The sequence below is a fragment of the Cloacibacillus sp. genome (genome assembly GCF_020860125.1).
GTDB lineage: Bacteria > Synergistota > Synergistia > Synergistales > Synergistaceae > Cloacibacillus.
Genome location: NZ_JAJBUX010000064.1, coordinates 23,890 through 39,528, shown reverse-complemented (window position 1 = coordinate 39,528; position 15,639 = coordinate 23,890). Strand labels below are relative to the sequence as shown.

17 protein-coding genes and 1 tRNA gene are annotated in these 15,639 nt (G+C 57.0%); 12 read left to right on the top strand and 6 right to left on the bottom strand.

What is annotated here, in order from left to right:
- The first annotated feature begins 150 nt into the window (after nt 1–150).
- From LIO98_RS08120 to LIO98_RS08080, 9 genes are all read left to right on the top strand, one after another.
- Complete coding sequence (locus LIO98_RS08120; protein WP_291955305.1) at nt 151–417, top strand: (2Fe-2S)-binding protein; 267 nt, start codon at nt 151–153, stop codon at nt 415–417.
- A gap of 1 nt (nt 418) precedes the next feature.
- Nucleotides 419–1,144, top strand: a complete 726-nt coding sequence (locus tag LIO98_RS08115; RefSeq protein ID WP_291955303.1) for an aspartate/glutamate racemase family protein — start codon at nt 419–421, stop codon at nt 1,142–1,144.
- Nucleotides 1,145–1,236: 92 nt separating this feature from the next.
- A tRNA-Leu gene (locus LIO98_RS08110) sits at nt 1,237–1,321 on the top strand.
- Nucleotides 1,322–1,959: 638 nt separating this feature from the next.
- Nucleotides 1,960–2,556, top strand: a complete 597-nt coding sequence (locus LIO98_RS08105) for a flavodoxin (RefSeq protein WP_291955301.1) — start codon at nt 1,960–1,962, stop codon at nt 2,554–2,556.
- 147 nt (nt 2,557–2,703) lie between these two features.
- Nucleotides 2,704–3,873, top strand: a complete 1,170-nt coding sequence (locus LIO98_RS08100) for an iron-containing alcohol dehydrogenase (protein WP_291955298.1) — start codon at nt 2,704–2,706, stop codon at nt 3,871–3,873.
- Between the two features lie 151 nt (nt 3,874–4,024).
- A complete protein-coding gene (locus tag LIO98_RS08095; RefSeq protein WP_291955295.1) occupies nt 4,025–4,453 on the top strand; it encodes a cupin domain-containing protein in 429 nt (142 codons plus the stop codon).
- 212 nt (nt 4,454–4,665) lie between these two features.
- Nucleotides 4,666–5,235, top strand: coding sequence for a flavodoxin (locus tag LIO98_RS08090; protein ID WP_291955292.1), 570 nt, complete (start codon nt 4,666–4,668; stop codon nt 5,233–5,235).
- A gap of 89 nt (nt 5,236–5,324) precedes the next feature.
- Entirely contained in the window at nt 5,325–6,452 is a 1,128-nt protein-coding gene (locus tag LIO98_RS08085; protein ID WP_291955289.1) for an aldo/keto reductase, read from the top strand.
- 58 nt (nt 6,453–6,510) lie between these two features.
- Complete coding sequence (locus tag LIO98_RS08080; protein ID WP_291955287.1) at nt 6,511–7,038, top strand: GNAT family N-acetyltransferase; 528 nt, start codon at nt 6,511–6,513, stop codon at nt 7,036–7,038.
- A gap of 144 nt (nt 7,039–7,182) precedes the next feature.
- Here the strand turns inward: LIO98_RS08080 and LIO98_RS08075 are convergent, their stop codons facing one another.
- The gene (locus tag LIO98_RS08075) at nt 7,183–7,335 is read right to left on the bottom strand and encodes a tautomerase family protein (protein ID WP_291955284.1); all 153 of its coding nucleotides are present in this window, start codon (nt 7,333–7,335) and stop codon (nt 7,183–7,185) included.
- Nucleotides 7,336–7,450: 115 nt separating this feature from the next.
- Nucleotides 7,451–8,839, bottom strand: a complete 1,389-nt coding sequence (locus tag LIO98_RS08070; protein WP_291955281.1) for an MATE family efflux transporter — start codon at nt 8,837–8,839, stop codon at nt 7,451–7,453.
- 124 nt (nt 8,840–8,963) lie between these two features.
- On the opposite strand from LIO98_RS08070, the gene LIO98_RS08065 reads away from it, so the two are divergent.
- Entirely contained in the window at nt 8,964–9,887 is a 924-nt protein-coding gene (locus LIO98_RS08065; protein WP_291955278.1) for an AraC family transcriptional regulator, read from the top strand.
- Between the two features lie 347 nt (nt 9,888–10,234).
- On the opposite strand, the gene LIO98_RS08060 is transcribed toward LIO98_RS08065, so the two are convergent.
- Nucleotides 10,235–10,627 carry a MerR family transcriptional regulator gene (locus LIO98_RS08060; RefSeq protein WP_291955275.1) on the bottom strand — a complete coding sequence of 131 codons (393 nt, stop codon included), beginning with the start codon at nt 10,625–10,627 and terminating at the stop codon, nt 10,235–10,237.
- A 250-nt stretch (nt 10,628–10,877) separates the two neighbouring features.
- Here LIO98_RS08060 and LIO98_RS08055 point away from each other — a divergent pair, with 250 nt between their 5' ends.
- Nucleotides 10,878–11,639, top strand: a complete 762-nt coding sequence (locus LIO98_RS08055; protein WP_291955272.1) for a response regulator transcription factor — start codon at nt 10,878–10,880, stop codon at nt 11,637–11,639.
- The gene (locus LIO98_RS08050; protein WP_291955269.1) at nt 11,636–13,048 is read left to right on the top strand and encodes an ATP-binding protein; all 1,413 of its coding nucleotides are present in this window, start codon (nt 11,636–11,638) and stop codon (nt 13,046–13,048) included. The genes LIO98_RS08055 and LIO98_RS08050 overlap by 4 nt, the downstream gene beginning before the upstream one ends.
- Before the next feature lie 59 nt (nt 13,049–13,107).
- Here the strand turns inward: LIO98_RS08050 and LIO98_RS08045 are convergent, their stop codons facing one another.
- The 3 genes from LIO98_RS08045 to LIO98_RS08035 all read right to left on the bottom strand — a co-directional run bounded on the left by LIO98_RS08045 (nt 13,108) and on the right by LIO98_RS08035 (nt 15,594).
- Entirely contained in the window at nt 13,108–13,629 is a 522-nt protein-coding gene (locus tag LIO98_RS08045) for a nitroreductase family protein (RefSeq protein ID WP_291955267.1), read from the bottom strand.
- A gap of 128 nt (nt 13,630–13,757) precedes the next feature.
- Nucleotides 13,758–14,960, bottom strand: a complete 1,203-nt coding sequence (locus tag LIO98_RS08040; RefSeq protein WP_291955263.1) for a GNAT family N-acetyltransferase — start codon at nt 14,958–14,960, stop codon at nt 13,758–13,760.
- A gap of 4 nt (nt 14,961–14,964) precedes the next feature.
- The gene (locus LIO98_RS08035) at nt 14,965–15,594 is read right to left on the bottom strand and encodes a YitT family protein (RefSeq protein ID WP_291955260.1); all 630 of its coding nucleotides are present in this window, start codon (nt 15,592–15,594) and stop codon (nt 14,965–14,967) included.
- Nucleotides 15,595–15,639: the final 45 nt, after the last annotated feature.

Below are 15,639 nucleotides of genomic sequence, written 5' to 3'. Positions count from 1 at the left end.
CCTACGTGGTCAGCGTCGTCATACCGAAAGAGATGGCCGATCAAATACGCGCGATCGCGGTAAACGTGCCCGCACGCTTGCGCCCGGAGGAAGACCTGGAAGTCCGCGCCGTGCGCGAACAGGGCGCCGCGCAGAAGGAGGAGTGCTGAAATGGCGAAAGTAAATGTGATATGCCGCTGTGAAGAGATAGAGATCGACGAGATCCGCAAATGGATCGCGGCGGGCTACACCGAATTTGACGAATTGAAGCGCATCCTCCGCGTCGGCATGGGGCCATGCCAGGGACGCGGCTGCCGCGATATCATACTCAAAGAGATTGCGAGATCGACGGGGACTCCGATGGGCGAAGTATCGCCGGGAACTATCCGCCCGCCCGTGAAACCGATAAAGATAGGGCTCTTCGCAGAGGAGGATTAAGATGGAGAGGTACAGGGGAACGGCCCGCGGCGGAAGAAATATCTACGGATTTTCTCTGGGGATACTGATGCTTGATACGGATTTTCCGAGGATTCCAGGCGATATCGGCAACGCGCTCACATGGGACTTCCCCGTCCTCTATAAAGTCGTGAAAGGCGCCTCTGTCGCAAGAGTGGTTGAAGACGGAGACCCGGCGCTACTTGCGCCCTTTATCGACGGCGCGCGGGAACTCATCGTTCAGGGAGCGAAGGCGGTAACTACGAGCTGCGGTTTTCTGGCTGTCTTTCAGCGCGAAATGGCGGAGGCGCTTTCTGTCCCGATTTTTACCTCCGCACTGTTAATGGTCCCGCTTGTATATTCGATGCTGCCAGTCTCCTGTAAGGTGGGGATCATGACCTTTAACAGCGGCGCGCTGACGGAGCGCCATTTTAAGGGCGCAGGGATTGAGAATATTCCAAAGGTCGTCTGTGGAATGGAAAATTCCGAGCACTTTGCGAAGCCGATACGCGAAAATCTCCATGAGTTGGACGTAGAGGGTGCGCGTGCCGATCATATCTCCGCGGCGCGCGGAATGTGCAGGGAAAATCCTGATGTACGCGCTATCGTTCTTGAATGCACTAATATGCCGCCTTATGCCGAAGATATCCGCCTTGCGACGGGGCTGCCAGTCTTTGATATAACGGATCTGACGAAATTAATGTACAGATCGGTGTGCAAATCTATATAGGCGATTACGTCCATAACGAAAATAAAACCATGAATTTTCGTGAAAAGGCTTGACTAAACAGTGATTTTTTTATATACTTTCCCACGTTGAGCGCCGGGGTGGTGGAAATGGTAGACACGCACGTTTGAGGGGCGTGTGGGGCAACCCGTACGAGTTCAATTCTCGTCTCCGGCACCATTTTACAGAAACCCTCGTGAGGCTAGTCTATCGACTGGCCTCTTTTTATTACCCAACGCAAGGACTAGCCGACTCGCGCAAAATCAAAGATTTTGGCTCCCTGGCTATCCGGCACCATATTTAAAGAAACCCTCATGAGGCAGGTCATTTGACCGGCCTCTTTTTTATTACCCGGCGCTAATGCAAAGCGACTCGCACAAAACGCAGGTACGGCGTTTTGGCTCGCTGCTTTTCCGGCACCATATTTAAGAAACCCTCATGAGGCTAGTCCATTGACTGGCCTCTTTTTATTACCCAACGCAAGGACTAGCCGACTCGCGCAAAATCAAAGATTTTGGCTCCCTGGCTATCCGGCACCATTCTTAAAGAAACCCTCATGAGGCAGGTCTATTGACCGGCCTCTTTTTTATTGCCTGACGGGAATACAAAGCGGCTCGCGCAAAACACAAAGGCTGTTTTTTTAATCACTTATTTTACTGGAAAAAAGATCACCGGATATTTAAGCATAGAGGCTTGACTTGGAGTCCGCTCTAAAGGATAGACTTACCCTCGCGACGGTTTCTTAACGAAATGGCGGGCGGGCGTTAGCGAAGATATCGGCGGCGTCCGCGTATAAATTACATATAGAGGTGAATGTTATGAACATCAAAAAATATTTTTTTGCCGCGGCCTGCATGGCTCTTTTGTTCTTCGCGCTGAATGCCGCGGTCTTTTGCGGCGCCGCAAACGCGGCGGCGGGGGATAAGGGAAAGCGGGTGCTGGTCGTCTACTATTCATATTCCAAAGACGGTAATACCAGGAAAGTGGCTCGACGGATACATGAACTCGCCGGCGGCAACATCGTGGAGATAAAGCCAGTAAAACCCTACCAGGGCGCATACGACGAGGTGGTGCGTCAGGCGCAGGAAGAAAACGCCGTAGATTACCGCGCGCCGATCAGCACTAAGGTCTCGGACATCCGTTCTTATGACGTCGTCTTCGTGGGGACCCCCGTGTGGTGGTTCAAAATGGCCCCGCCGGTCAGAAGCTTCCTCGCTTCGCATGACCTTCGCGGCAAAGAGGTCGTGCCGTTCTGCACTCACGGAGGATATGGCGGAGGCGAAGTCGCCGCGGAGACGGCGAAACTTGCCACGGGCGCGAAGGTCCTCAAGGGGATCGCGGTGGACTGCAAGGACCCGGGAAATCCAGTCGGCGACGTGCCGGCGTGGCTGAGGGAGATCGGCGTAGTGAAATAAAACGTTTCCGCGCGGATGATGCCGGCGGGGACGACGAAAAAATTTTAAAGTTATGTCTTTTTCCATTGACCTAGAGTCAGCTCCAAGTGCTAGTCTATAGTGTATAGGGTAAAAGAAATAATTTTTTGCAAAACGGAGGATATAAAGATGAGCTTTACAATGTATGTACCGACAAAGACGCTTTTCGGAGCGGGGATGCTGAACAAATTACATGAACAGAGGCTGCCGGGGAAAAAGGCGCTGATCATCATCTCAAACGGAAAGTCGACGAAGGCCAACGGCTATCTAGCGCGGCTGGAGAACGAGCTGAAGCTTGCGGGTGTGGAGTGGGCGCTCTTTGACAGGGTGGAACCTAATCCGCTGCATTCGACCGTGATGGCGGGAGCCGCGGCGGCGCGTGAGAACGGCTGTGATTTTATCGTCGCGCTCGGCGGCGGCAGCCCGATGGATGCCTCGAAGGGCATCGCCGCGATGGCGGTGAACGAGGGAGACCTCTGGGACTATATCCACTCCGGCAGCGGCCTGGGCCGTCCGCTTGTGAACAGGCCGCTGCCGATCGTGGCCGTCACGACGACCGCCGGCACCGGTTCCGAGACGGATTCGGGCGGCGTCATCACGAACGAGGAGATGCACGAAAAAAGCGCGATCCTCGACGATGCGCTCTTCCCTGTGCTGGCCGTCGTAGACCCGGAGCTGATGGTCTCCGTGCCGCCGAAGTTCACCGCCTATCAGGGCTTCGACGCGCTCTTCCACAGTGTGGAGGCCTATATCGCGGGGACGGCGAATCTCATGAGCGATATGTTCGCGCTCGCGGCGATCGAGAATGTGAGCCGTTATCTGACGCGCGCCGTGCGCGACGGCAAGGATCTCAAGGCGCGCGAGCACGTCGCCTTCGGAAATTACGCCTCTGGCTTTGTGATGTGCGTCGGCAGCTGCGCAAGCGAGCATTCGCTGGAACACGCGATGTCGGCCTATCATCAGGAACTGCCGCACGGCGCCGGGCTGATCATGATAAGCCGGGCCTATTACAGGCACTTCATCGACAGGCACATCTGCGACGAGCGCTTTATCCGCATGGCGAAGGCGATGGGGATGACGGCGGCCTCCGAGCCGATGGATTTTATAAAGGCGCTGACGAAACTGCAGGAGGAGTGCGGCGTGGCGGAGCTTAAGATGTCCGACTACGGCATCAAGCCGGAGGATTTTGAGAAGCTCGCGCATAACGCGATGGATACGATGGGTTTCCTCTTTCAGTGTGACAGGGAACCGCTCAGCATAGAGGACTGCGTGGCGATTTACGCGGCTTCGTATAAATAAAATTATCCAGGAACCAAATTTTCCTTTCCCTGAAGACCGCCCGCGAATGAAATGCTCTCCGTAGGAGGGGAGCATTTCGGCGGCGCGGCCCGCGATGGGATTGAGGATGGTAAAGATGGATTGGAGGCGTACAGAGTTGGCGGAAAAAATAATGAATGATGAGAACGGCGATCTCGGCGGCGGCGCGGTATTTCCCAAAGGCGGCCCTCTGCCGGAGGTATTTGCGAAGAATTTTATCGGGCAGGCCTATCTGGAGATGCTGGTTCCGGGCGGCAATGATTTCAACTGCCCCATCGGCAACGTGACATTCGAGCCCGGATGCCGCAACAACTGGCACCGCCATCCCGGAGGCCAGATACTGCTGGTCACGGGAGGGCGCGGCTGGTACTGCGAATGGGGAAAAGAGGCGCGCGGTCTGCGCGCGGGCGACGTCGTGGCTATCCCCGCGAATGTGAAGCACTGGCACGGCGCGGCGCGCGACAGCTGGTTCGCCCACCTTTCGGTCGAGACGAATTGTCAGGCCGGCCCTGCCGAATGGCTTGAGCCGGTGGATGAGGCGGAATATAACAGGCTGAAATAACGGCCCCACGGAACCGAGTTTACCGGCCCCGCCCTCCCCCCTCTTTTTTCCGGATGCGAAGGCGGGGCGTTTTATATGTCAGGCAAATATATCCCGCAAGTCTTTGTAAAATTTATAAAAATAGCCTTGACTTAGAGCCAGCTCAAAGGGCTATTCTGTTACCGCTTGGAAAAGAATTTGTCTAATAATATAAAAATTCAGGAGGAAATATCATGAAGACTGCATTTTCAATGGCTTTGACAATGGCGGTGCTCTTTGGTTTTGTGGCTTACGGTGAGGCGGCCTCCGCGCTCGCGGGCAGGAAGCCCCTGATCGTCTGCTTCTCTTGGAGCGGCAACACACGTGAAGCGGCGAATCAGATACGCCAGCTGACTGGCGGCGACATCTTTGAGATCGAGACGGTGAACGCCTATCCAAAGGAGTACCGCGCGACGACGGAACAGGCGAAGCGGGAGCTTAACGACAACGCGCGCCCCGCGCTTAAGGTCTCGAAACTGCCGGACCTCGGCTCCTACGACATGGTCATCGTCGCCCATCCTAACTGGTGGGGAACGATGCCGACTCCCGTGATGATGCTGCTTGAGGCGAACGACCTCTCCGGCAAGAAGATCGCGGAGCTGGTTACGCACGAGGGAAGCGGCGTCGGCCGCAGCGGCGGCGACCTGAAACGGCTCTGCCCTAAGTCGGATATACTTGACCCGACGGCGATCCGCGGCGGCAGTGTGAAAAACGCGCAGCGTGATATCGAGAACTGGCTGAGGGAGATCGGGATACTTAAATAGGCCGCTCATCATGGGCGCCGCGGTTGACAATACGACGCCCGGCGGTGGTACTATATAATGGACATTTTTATGGAAGGAACGGATAAAAGATGAAAAAACTGGGCTTTGGATTTATGCGCCTTCCGCTGACCGATAAGGACGACGTTAGGAGCATCGACAAAGAGATGCTGAAGAAGATGGTGGATGTCTTCCTCGAGAGGGGCTTCACCTATTTTGACACCGCCTATATGTACCACGACTATACGAGCGAAGCGGCGCTGCGTGAGGTGCTTGTGGAGCGCCATCCGCGCGAAGCCTTCACGGTGGCGACGAAGATGCCGCTGATGGCCCTCGAGAATGAGGGAGACCAGGAGCGGATATTCGGCGAGCAGCTTAAGAATTGCGGTGTGGACTATTTCGACTACTATCTTCTGCACAATATCAACGTTCAAAATTACGAGAAGGTGAAGCGATTCGACAGCTTCGCCTTCATAAAAAAGATGAAGGAGCAGGGACTGATAAAACATATCGGCTTCTCCTACCACGACGACGCCGAACTGCTGGAACGCGTGCTCACAGAGCATCCCGAGACGGAGTTCGTCCAGCTCCAGCTCAACTACCTCGACTGGGACAACGAGAGCATCCAGTCGCGTAAATGTTATGAGACCGCCCGCAGGCATGGGAAGCCCGTCGTCGTGATGGAGCCCGTAAAGGGCGGCGCGCTCGCGGAGATTCCGGAGAATGTGGAGGCGATCTTTAAAGGCTGCGCCCCAGAGATGTCCGCCGCCTCCTGGGCGGTGCGTTTCGCGGCGGGGCTGGAGGGCGTCATGGTGGTGCTCAGCGGCATGTCCGATATGGCGCAGCTTCTTGACAATGTCGGCTATATGGAAGACTTCAAGCCGCTCTCGCCGGATGAAGAGGCGATACTTGAGAGCGCGAAGAAGACCATTGCCGAGTCCAAGGCAATACAGTGCACCGCCTGCCGCTACTGTGTCGAGGGCTGTCCGATGGGCATCCCGATACCGGAATATTTCGCGCTCTATAACGCCGAGAAACAGTCGAAGGCGGGGATATTCTCCACACAGGGTGTCTATTACGCGAATATCACCAAGACGCGCCGCAAGGCCTCTGAGTGCGTGGAGTGCGGACAGTGTGAACAGGCCTGCCCGCAGCATATAAAGATAATCGACGGCCTTAAAGAGGTAGCCGGTGTATTCGAGAAAGAGGCCGCCGAATAGCGGCCCTTTTTTCTTCGCTGCACGGGAAAAATATCCGTGGCATCCGTGGTTTATCAAAGTGGAAAAAATAGAGCCGTGCCCCGACAGAGGGGCGGAAAGCGACGAGCGCATGAGAAATATAGTTGTAAAGACTGAAAGGCTCCGTGTCGTTTGTGCCGGAGCCGAGGAGCTTCGCGCGCTTTATGATGAGGAGAGCGACGGCGGCATGAAACAGGCTTACGGAGAAATGCTGGAAGCGATGCGAAAATTGCCGGGACGTGAAGAGTGGGGCTCTTATTGGAAGATATGCCTTGCCTCCGGCGCGCAGGTGGGCGGGCTGTGCTTCAAAGGCGCTCCCGGCGCGGAGGGAAGCGTCGAAATCGGTTACGGCATCGACGAGGCGCACCGGGGTAATGGCTACGCCACGGAGGCCGTTAGGGGCGTTATAAAGTGGGCCTCGGAACAGGACGGCGTGCGCTGTGTGACCGCGCAGACTGACGAGGATAACGACGCCTCCCGTAAGGTGCTGCTTAACAGCGGATTTTTGCGGAGCGGCCGCGGGGACGAAGGGCCGCTCTATAAGATAGTTTTTGTAAGTCCACGGTGACGGCGCAGAAAAATAAAACCGCCTCCGCGAAAGGCTGTCTTTCCGCGGAGGCGGCGCGGTCGTTTAGCTTCCGGCGAAGAGGGCTTAAACCTCCGCCTCGATAAAGATCGTCTTTTTATCGATCTTTTTCTTAAAATTCTCGTCTCAGTCCTCTTTCGCGACGTCCTCCACCGATACGGAGATCACCTTTCTGTCGACGCCGAGCGCCTCCTCTACGGCATCCTGGAGCTTCTTCGCGAGGGCCATCTTCTTTTCGTCGTTCCTTCCGGGATACATCATTACTGCGATATGCGGCATATTAAAAAACCTCCTCAGATTTATTCCGGTACCCTGTGCCACAATACTACATCCCGCCGTTCAAATACTCAATCCTGAAATATTCCAGACGGCCTTTGAAGCGGCCCCGCATCCGTCATCTGGCGGCGCGCCTTGCCACGCGGAGCAGGCGGAGGCGGGAGACAAATCCCCGGCCGGCGGGGCAGAATTTCCTGATCGTGCGCAGGTAGACCGGCACCAACAGTGAGGCCGCGCCGATCCAGGCGAGCGGCGTGGCAAAGCAGATGCCGCGGTATCCGAAGAGCGAGGCGAACCAGAACGCCGCCGTGACGCGCATCACCAGCTCAATGGCGCAGGCGGCGAAGGGCGTCTTGGCGTCGTCCATACTTTGCAGCGCCGCGCGTAAAATGACGAGCACCCCCAGTATCAGGTAGAAGGGAACCACCACCAGCAGGTAATCGTTTGAATAGCCGATGACCGCTTTGCCGGGATTCTCGACAAATAACGGTACAACGCGTTCGCGGCAGACTATCATCAGCGCCCCCATTAAAATGTTGGCCGCCGCGAGCTGCATCAGGCAGGCGCGGACGCCGGCCCTTATACGGCGGAAGAACCGCGCGCCGTAGTTCTGCGCCACATAGCCCGATATCGCGATGCCGAAGGCCGTATTCACGAGTACCGAGAGCTGGTCCACCTTCGTCGCCGCCATGAAGCCGGCGATCGCCTCGGGGCCGAGGCCGTTGACCGCCGCCTGCATCGCGATGAGGCCGATGCACATGACGGAAAACTGAAGCCCCATCGGCAGGCCGACCGCGAGATGGCTCTTGAAGGCGGAGCGTGCCGAATGCCAGTCGGCGGTAGTCAGGCGCATAACTTCGAAGTTCTTCACGGCGAAAACGGTGCAGAATAGGGCCGATATCAGCTGTGAAAGCACCGTTGCCCAGGCCGCGCCCGCCGTACCCATGCCCAGCGGGACGATGAAGATGATATCCAGCGCGATGTTGAGCAGCGAGGAAAATATCAGCAGATAGAGCGGCGTCTTGCTGTCGCCGAGAGCGCGCATCATATTCGAGATGACATTGTAGAATACCGTGGCTCCAGTCCCCAGGAGGACTACGAACATATAATCATAGGCCATGCCGTATATGCGCTCCGGCATATTCAGACAGCGCAGTATCGGGTGTGATAGCAGGCAGGCGGCTGGCGTCACCGCGAGCGTGAAAAAGAGCGACAGCAGCGACGCGGCGGCGACGCTGCGGCGCATGCCGGCGGCGTCCTTCGCGCCGAATCGCTGCCCAAGGCATATTCCGAAGCCGCCGGTGAAACCCTGCACGAAGCAGAGGATGAAATATATTATGACGCCGGTCGCGCCGACGGCGGCCAGCGCGTCGGCCCCCATCGTGCGGCCGACGATCACGGTGTCCGCGAGCGTATAGAAGAGCTGAAAGAGGTTGCCGCCGATCACCGGCAGCGCGAAGCGCAGAATGGTCGTCGAAGGACGCCCGACGGTAAGGTCTTTTATCATAGTGAACGGCTCCTTTCCTTACCTAATGATTTATCCATATTCTTTAAGGCCGCGCTTGCGGCTCGCCTCTCTTCCGAAATATAATGGAACGGAAGATAAAAATATCGCGCGGGGAGGCGGGAGGATGAGCGGCGTTCCGAAAAAATCTAAGAAGGAGCTCTTCGTTGTCGTAGACAGCTCCTCGCTGCGCGAGCTCCGAGAACACAGCGACGCTCGCTTTCCCGTCGAGGTGCTCCACGACGATCTCGGAGACTTTCACGGACATTTCATACCCTGCCATTGGCACGAGGAATGGGAATTTTCCGTCGTGCGCCGCGGGCGCGCCCTCTACCATATAAACGGGACCGCCTACCGTCTCTCTCCGGGAGAGGGTGTCCTCGCCAACTCCGGCGTCACCCACATGGTCCATCCCGACGGGGACGAGCCCGTCTCCACCCTCACGCTGATAGTCCATCCGCGCTTCGTCTACGGTACGATGGGAAGCGTGATCGAACATAACTATATAACGCCCTTCACCTCTTCCGCTCCGCTTGCCGCAGTACTGCTTCACAGCGGAGAAAATGGCGGGAGGGTCATCAATTCCTGCCTCGAGGCCGGACGTATCTACGACGAACGTCCCTATGGCTGGGAACTTAAGATAAAGGCCCTCTTTTGTTCCATCCTCTTCGACCTCGTCTCCGGCAGCCGGGAGATGACCGTCGGCGCTAGTAGCGCTCCGGAGACGGAGCGGCTCAAAGAGCTGCTGAACATCATCCACTCGCGCTACGCTGAAAAGATAACGCTCGACAGCCTCGCGGCGGCGGTCTCCCTCAGCCGCGAGAGCTGCTGCCGCATATTTAAGCGCGAGATGGGGACATCCATCTTCTCCTATCTCGCCGATTACCGCGTGCTGAAGAGCCTTGAGCTGCTGGAGGGCGGCCGCTGCAGCGTCACGGAGGCGGCGGCTATGGTCGGTTTCAGCAGCGCGAGCCGCTTCGCGCGCGCCTTCCGCGAGAAGATGCGCTGCGCTCCCGCGAAGTACGCCGCGAAGAAATCGCGTTCTCTTTAGCAGAGATATTTTATTGACTTGGGATTTGATTTTCTACTCATATTTTGCGCTGTTTGATACGGATATTGACAATATATAAAGAGAGCGGGTATATTCGGCGTTCCGCTCTCTTCGTAAGTACCAAGGTGGTGTACTTTTTATTTTATGACCGGAGCTGCATAGATGGATAAGGCTAATCTTCGCAGCTTTCACTGGCGTGGCGTTTATTTGCCGTATTGAGAGAATACCTTCACGGCGCCGCGTCCTTTCTCCGCTATATGCATAACAGATCCCAGAGGATGACTCCGGCGAGGACGGCGGCGAGCATCAGCAGGGCCGCCGTGAGTGGCGCTCTCATTACGGTGTTTTCAGGCGGCGATCCATGACGGGGTTTCCGCGGGAAGCTGCTGCATATCAGTCACGCCTTCGTAAAGATCCGCCTTCGACTGGAGCATCTTCATCTGCCGTACGACGGCGGCGAGCTCCGATTTCAGGCGGTTCATCTGCTCCATGATGATGTCGCGGCGCACCTTGGCGTCGCTTCTCTCCTCCGCTCCCAGATAGCTGCGTATCTGCGCGAGAGAGAAGCCCATCTTTCTGAGGTCCTGTATGGTTTCAATGCTGCTGACGTCCGCCTCGGAGAAGAGCCGCCGGTTCTGTTCGTCTCTGTTAAGGTGCGGGAAGAGACCCTCTTTATCATAAAATCTGAGGGTATAACTTGAAATTCCGGTGATTTCAGAAACCTGTTTCACAGTGTACATCCTGTTCCCTCCATATCATACCGTCTTATTTATAATTTGTATCGATGGCGTTTTCTTATGCGGGGCCTTGCGGCTCCCTGATGACGATACTTTACCCCGCCGACCTTACGGGGGTATGACGGGAGGCAGACGTAATATTTCTTTGTTTTACGGAACCTTACGGTTTTGTCAGATTGCGTCGTTGGATTATTGACGTTCCGCGTATTACAATATTGTTACGTGAATGGATAAATGACCGGAGGTATGGCAGATGGACGCTGAACAGGCGAGGATATTGATAGTCGACGACGACCGGGAGCTGCGCGAGCTGATCGCGGAGACGCTCAACGAGTACGGTTACTACTCGCAGGCGGCGAAGAACGGCGCCGAACTCTTCGCCGCGTTGGAAAGAGAGCCCTTCGACCTCATCCTGCTTGACATCATGATGCCGGGCGAAGACGGTCTCTCCCTCTGCCGCCGCCTGCGGGCCTCGGGAACGCCGCACTGCGCCGTCCCGATAATCTTCCTGACGGCGCTGAAGGATATCACCGACAAGGTCGTCGGCCTCGAGATCGGCGGCGACGACTATCTCTGCAAACCATTCCACGCGCGCGAGCTCATCGCGAGGATACGCGCGCTGCTGCGCCGCTCGTCGCTCTCCGGAGAGGCGCGCGGGATAGAGAACGCGGGAACGGAGGGCGCTGACTCCGCGCTTCTCTTCGGCGGTTGGAAGCTCAATGTCATGGCGAGGCACCTTATAGACGAAGAGGGCGTCGTCGTACCGCTTTCGGCGGCCGAGTTCCGCCTGCTGATGCTGCTGCTCAGCCACCCGCAGCAGGTCGTCACGCGCGATATGATAATGGACTATCTCGCGGAGCGCAGCCTCAACATCTATGACCGGAGCATCGACGCGCAGGTGAGCCGTCTGCGCGCGAAGCTCAGAGACAAGGGTGCCAATCCTGGGCTGATCCGCACGATGCGCGGCGACGGATATATGCTCGCCTCGCCCGTCAGAAGGGGGAGCCTGCAATGAAATCCTTTTGCAGACTGATAAGGCCCGACTCTCTCTTCGGCCTCATCCTTCTGATCCTCGTGCTCGGCGCCGCCGCGAACCAGTTCATAAACTTTTACGCCGTCTGCTCCATACAGCACTCCTATGCTGGAGAGGTGCTCGGCATCGGCCAGGACTACGTCTCTTCTGTCTATCAGGCATTGAACACGATGGATGGGCGGCAGCGCGGGGAATATCTCAAAAAGCTGGCGGCCTCGCGCGACACATTGCGCAAGCCCTTCCGCTTCCGCATGGCGGCCGCGCCGGATTGGCAGAGCGAAGATTATTACAAGTCCGTCAATATGAAAAAGGCCGTCTCCGCCGCCGTTGAGGCGGCGGGCGCGAATACACCCGACGTCCGGGCGCGGATGCTCTGGCCCGAATCACCGGAGGCCGCCCTGCCCGAATACGCGGGATATATATTCCCGATGCTCCAGGTTATGATAAGGATGGACGACGGCGGCTGGCTGGAGCTGACTCAGCCGCTCTCCATCACCGACAACTGTCTGATATGGCGGCAGCGGATATTCGTCCTTCTCGAATCACTGATATTCTCCCTCATCGTCATCATTCTGATCCGCTGCGCGACGAGGCCGATAGAGCGCCTCGCGCAGGAGGCGGAGCGCTTCGGGCGTAACCCGGAGGCGGCCAGCCCGCTCGACGAATGCGGCAGCAGGGAGATACGCGAAGCGGCGCAGTCCTTTAATCGAATGCGCGCGCGTATCTGCGACAACCTTAACGAAAGGAACGGCATGCTTGAGGCGATGGGGCATGACCTGCGCACGCCGCTCGCGCGCATCCAGCTGCGGCTTGGTAAGATTGAGCCGCGGGAGCTGCGGGAAAAATTCGCCGCCAATATAGAGGAGATCCGTTCGATAATCGAACAGGGGCTTGAACTGGCGCGGAGCCTCCATACCTCGGAGCGGGCCGTGCCGATGGATATCGTCGCCTTCGTTGAGAGCGTCGCCGACGATATGGAGAGGGGCGAGGGGGAGATCCGGCTCGGCTCCCTGCCGGAAGAGGATACGCCGCTGCTTGTCAGCGCGCGCCCAACCTGCCTCAAACGCTGCATAGAGAACCTTCTTACAAACGCCGTTAAATATGCCGGCGGCGCGGTCATCTCGGTGACGAGTGACAGGGAAAACGTCTCCATCAGGATCGAGGACGAAGGACCCGGTATCCCGGAGGAGCTGCTGGAAAAGGTCTTTGAACCCTATTACCGCCTGGAGGGATCGCGCAACCGCGAATCGGGTGGCACGGGGCTCGGACTATCGATCGCCCGCAACATGGTACTGCTCAACGACGGCTCGCTGGTCCTGAAAAACCGCCCCAGCGGCGGCCTCTGCGCGGTTATCACGCTGCCTGTGATGAAAACGAAGCGACGGGCGTAAGAGACGGTAAAAAAGCGCCGGCCCCTGTCAGAGGCCGGCGCTCATAACGTCTGTGTAACCTACCACTTCTCGCGGTGTATCTTCTTCTCGTCCCACTTGTCGATGACGTGCGGCTCCTTTTGCGGGTAGCCGACCGGCAGCACGTTGAGGGGGACCGCCTGCTCCGGCAGCTCCAGTATCCGCGCGACGCCCGCGGCGCGGTCTTTCATCGGATATACGCCGATCCATACCGCCCCCAGACCCAGCGAACGCGCCGCGAGCAGAATATTTTCCGTCGCCGCCGAGGCGTCCTGCACCCAGAAATCCTGTTCGTCTCCCGCGAAAGCCCTCGTCATATCCCCGCAGACGATGATCGCGAGGGGCGCCTCTTTTATCATCCCGCCGTATGGCAGCACCTCCGAGAGGGCCTTGAGCCTCTCCGCCTCCGTCACGACGACGAAGGCCCACGGCTGTTTATTTCCGGCGGAGGGCGCGGACATCGCCGCCTTCAAAAGCGCTTTGACCTTCTCCTCTTCGACGGGGCGTTTTTCGTAGGCGCGGACGCTTGCCCTGGTGTATATCTCGTCGATAGCCATTATCATCACACTCCCTCTTACCTATGCCGGCGCCGCTGTGAGGCGGTGTCGGGCAGAATATGGAACGGCCCGCGCCGCGGCCGTAAGGCGGCGCGCGGTGCGTTTCCTTATACTATTTTAATCCCAGGGAGGCTTTAGATGTAATCTGAAATATATGGTTTTTTATGAATGACGGCGTTGTCCAGAAATTTTATCGTCTCCCGGTCAGCCTCGATCCTCTCCAGCTCGGCGAGTTCCGAGGCCCGCTTATACCCAAGCAGCAGCGTCGTCAGCGTTCCGATGGACATTGAGGCGTGACGGCGGCTGACGGCGTCAGTGATCCCGCACTTGCCGCCGAAGATGTCGAGGGTGAGGCTCTGGTCGTTCCATTCCAAGAAGGAGTCGGATATCCTGAGGGTGACGTCGCCCTCCGCCTCGCCGCGGAAACGGTATTTTTCGAGAAACATCTTCGTGTCGACGAGGCGTCCCATGATGTAGGGGCGGATCGTCTCTTTGATCTCGCTGTCGTCGAAGCTGAAGGCGATCGGTTCGCTGAAGTAATTATAGCCACGCACCTCGCTCACCATCGACTCATGCGCGCCGATATACTTCCACAGCCCCTTGCGCGATTCCATATCGAGATAGATCATCTCTTTGATATACATTACGTCGTCCTTGATGAGATAGACCATATATCCGCGCGGCAGGTCGTCCTCACGGTAGTAGATGGCGACGGTGGTGTCGTCCTCATCCCATTTCCAGTACTCATCCCAGGCGAGATTGTTGCGGAAGAGGCAGCCGTGCGTCTGTTTCGCGAACTGCGAGTGCAGATTCATGAAGTCCGGGTCCTCCCAGGAGACGCGCCGTACGTATCCCGGCACCTCGATATTTTTCGGCAGCTGCACATCGCGGATGGTGTATGACATCTTATCGGAGATTATCTCCCAGCCTTTTTTCCGGTAGAGCGGGATAGAGTAGGGGTAGAGCAGGGAGAGGGACTGCCCGTTGTCGCGCATCTCGCTGAGACCTTTTTTCATCAGCTGCGACATCAGCCCCATGCCGGAGTATTCGGGATAGGTGGAGACGCTTGTGATGAAAGCGATCGGATAGACGATGGAGTGGATGTTCATATCCAGCGGATAGACGGCGAACTGGGAGACGAGCTCTCCCTCGTCGAAGCAGCCCCAGACATTGGCGCGCTCCAGTACGGGGAACTTAGACTGCTTGATATCCTCGTCCTCCCAGCCGCTCTCCAGCAGCGTCTTTTCCGTGACCTGGAAGGCGTACCGCAGCAGGCCGTTGTACTGGTCGAGATCCTGCGCCGTTAATTTTTTAATGTCGATATTGTCGCTACTCATCTTATCATTCCTTTTCTGAGATCGTCCCTTCGCGCTGAGCGGGAAAAATCTTTGCCTCCTGGATGAACCCGATCAGCAGAGATGAGACGGTGACCGTTATCAGCGAAAAGGCGATGCGGCTGAACGGGATATAGCTCAGCGACAGAACCAGAACGACGACATCCGTCAAAATGTAGGCCCGGGCGATCTTCCATTTTGTGACACGGGAAATCGTCAGCGCCAGCGCATCATCGCCGCCGCCGGAACCGCCCTGCCGGACGATCAGGCCGACTCCAAGTCCGACAAAGATCCCGCCGCAGACCGCGGCGAGCAGCGGCGTGCCTGTCATATCAGGCAGCATACGCGGGAACTGTTCCCACAGCCAAAAGAAACCCGCGAGGCTTAAAGTCGCCACCGCCGACAGCCGGATAAAGACGCCGCCGAGGTACTTAAAAGCCAACGAATAACAGGCAATATCCAGCAGCGGAGTGATAATTGACGGTGATATGCCCAGCCAGTGATTTATCAGCAGGATCATACCGAGAACGCCGCCCTCCGTAATAACGCCCAGCTGATGTATATTATAAACTCCGAACGAACTTATCGCCGTTCCGATTATAATTATAACTATTTTTCGGAGAGATAGTCCCGCCATATTTTTCCGTATTGAATCGAGAAAGAAATTTTTTACCATTTTGAT

Excerpts from the sequence above, each read along its gene's own strand:
- LIO98_RS08120 (WP_291955305.1), top strand. The coding sequence starts at position 151 with ATGGCGAAAGTAAATGTGATATGCCGCTGTGAAGAGATAGAGATCGAC.
- LIO98_RS08115 (WP_291955303.1), top strand. The coding sequence starts at position 419 with ATGGAGAGGTACAGGGGAACGGCCCGCGGCGGAAGAAATATCTACGGA.
- LIO98_RS08105 (WP_291955301.1), top strand. The coding sequence starts at position 1,960 with ATGAACATCAAAAAATATTTTTTTGCCGCGGCCTGCATGGCTCTTTTG.
- LIO98_RS08100 (WP_291955298.1), top strand. The coding sequence starts at position 2,704 with ATGAGCTTTACAATGTATGTACCGACAAAGACGCTTTTCGGAGCGGGG.
- LIO98_RS08095 (WP_291955295.1), top strand. The coding sequence starts at position 4,025 with ATGAATGATGAGAACGGCGATCTCGGCGGCGGCGCGGTATTTCCCAAA.
- LIO98_RS08090 (WP_291955292.1), top strand. The coding sequence starts at position 4,666 with ATGAAGACTGCATTTTCAATGGCTTTGACAATGGCGGTGCTCTTTGGT.
- LIO98_RS08085 (WP_291955289.1), top strand. The coding sequence starts at position 5,325 with ATGAAAAAACTGGGCTTTGGATTTATGCGCCTTCCGCTGACCGATAAG.
- LIO98_RS08075 (WP_291955284.1), bottom strand. The coding sequence starts at position 7,335 with ATGCCGCATATCGCAGTAATGATGTATCCCGGAAGGAACGACGAAAAG.
- LIO98_RS08070 (WP_291955281.1), bottom strand. The coding sequence starts at position 8,839 with ATGATAAAAGACCTTACCGTCGGGCGTCCTTCGACGACCATTCTGCGC.
- LIO98_RS08065 (WP_291955278.1), top strand. The coding sequence starts at position 8,964 with ATGAGCGGCGTTCCGAAAAAATCTAAGAAGGAGCTCTTCGTTGTCGTA.
- LIO98_RS08060 (WP_291955275.1), bottom strand. The coding sequence starts at position 10,627 with ATGTACACTGTGAAACAGGTTTCTGAAATCACCGGAATTTCAAGTTAT.
- LIO98_RS08055 (WP_291955272.1), top strand. The coding sequence starts at position 10,878 with ATGGACGCTGAACAGGCGAGGATATTGATAGTCGACGACGACCGGGAG.
- LIO98_RS08050 (WP_291955269.1), top strand. The coding sequence starts at position 11,636 with ATGAAATCCTTTTGCAGACTGATAAGGCCCGACTCTCTCTTCGGCCTC.
- LIO98_RS08045 (WP_291955267.1), bottom strand. The coding sequence starts at position 13,629 with ATGATAATGGCTATCGACGAGATATACACCAGGGCAAGCGTCCGCGCC.
- LIO98_RS08040 (WP_291955263.1), bottom strand. The coding sequence starts at position 14,960 with ATGAGTAGCGACAATATCGACATTAAAAAATTAACGGCGCAGGATCTC.
- LIO98_RS08035 (WP_291955260.1), bottom strand. The coding sequence starts at position 15,594 with ATGGCGGGACTATCTCTCCGAAAAATAGTTATAATTATAATCGGAACG.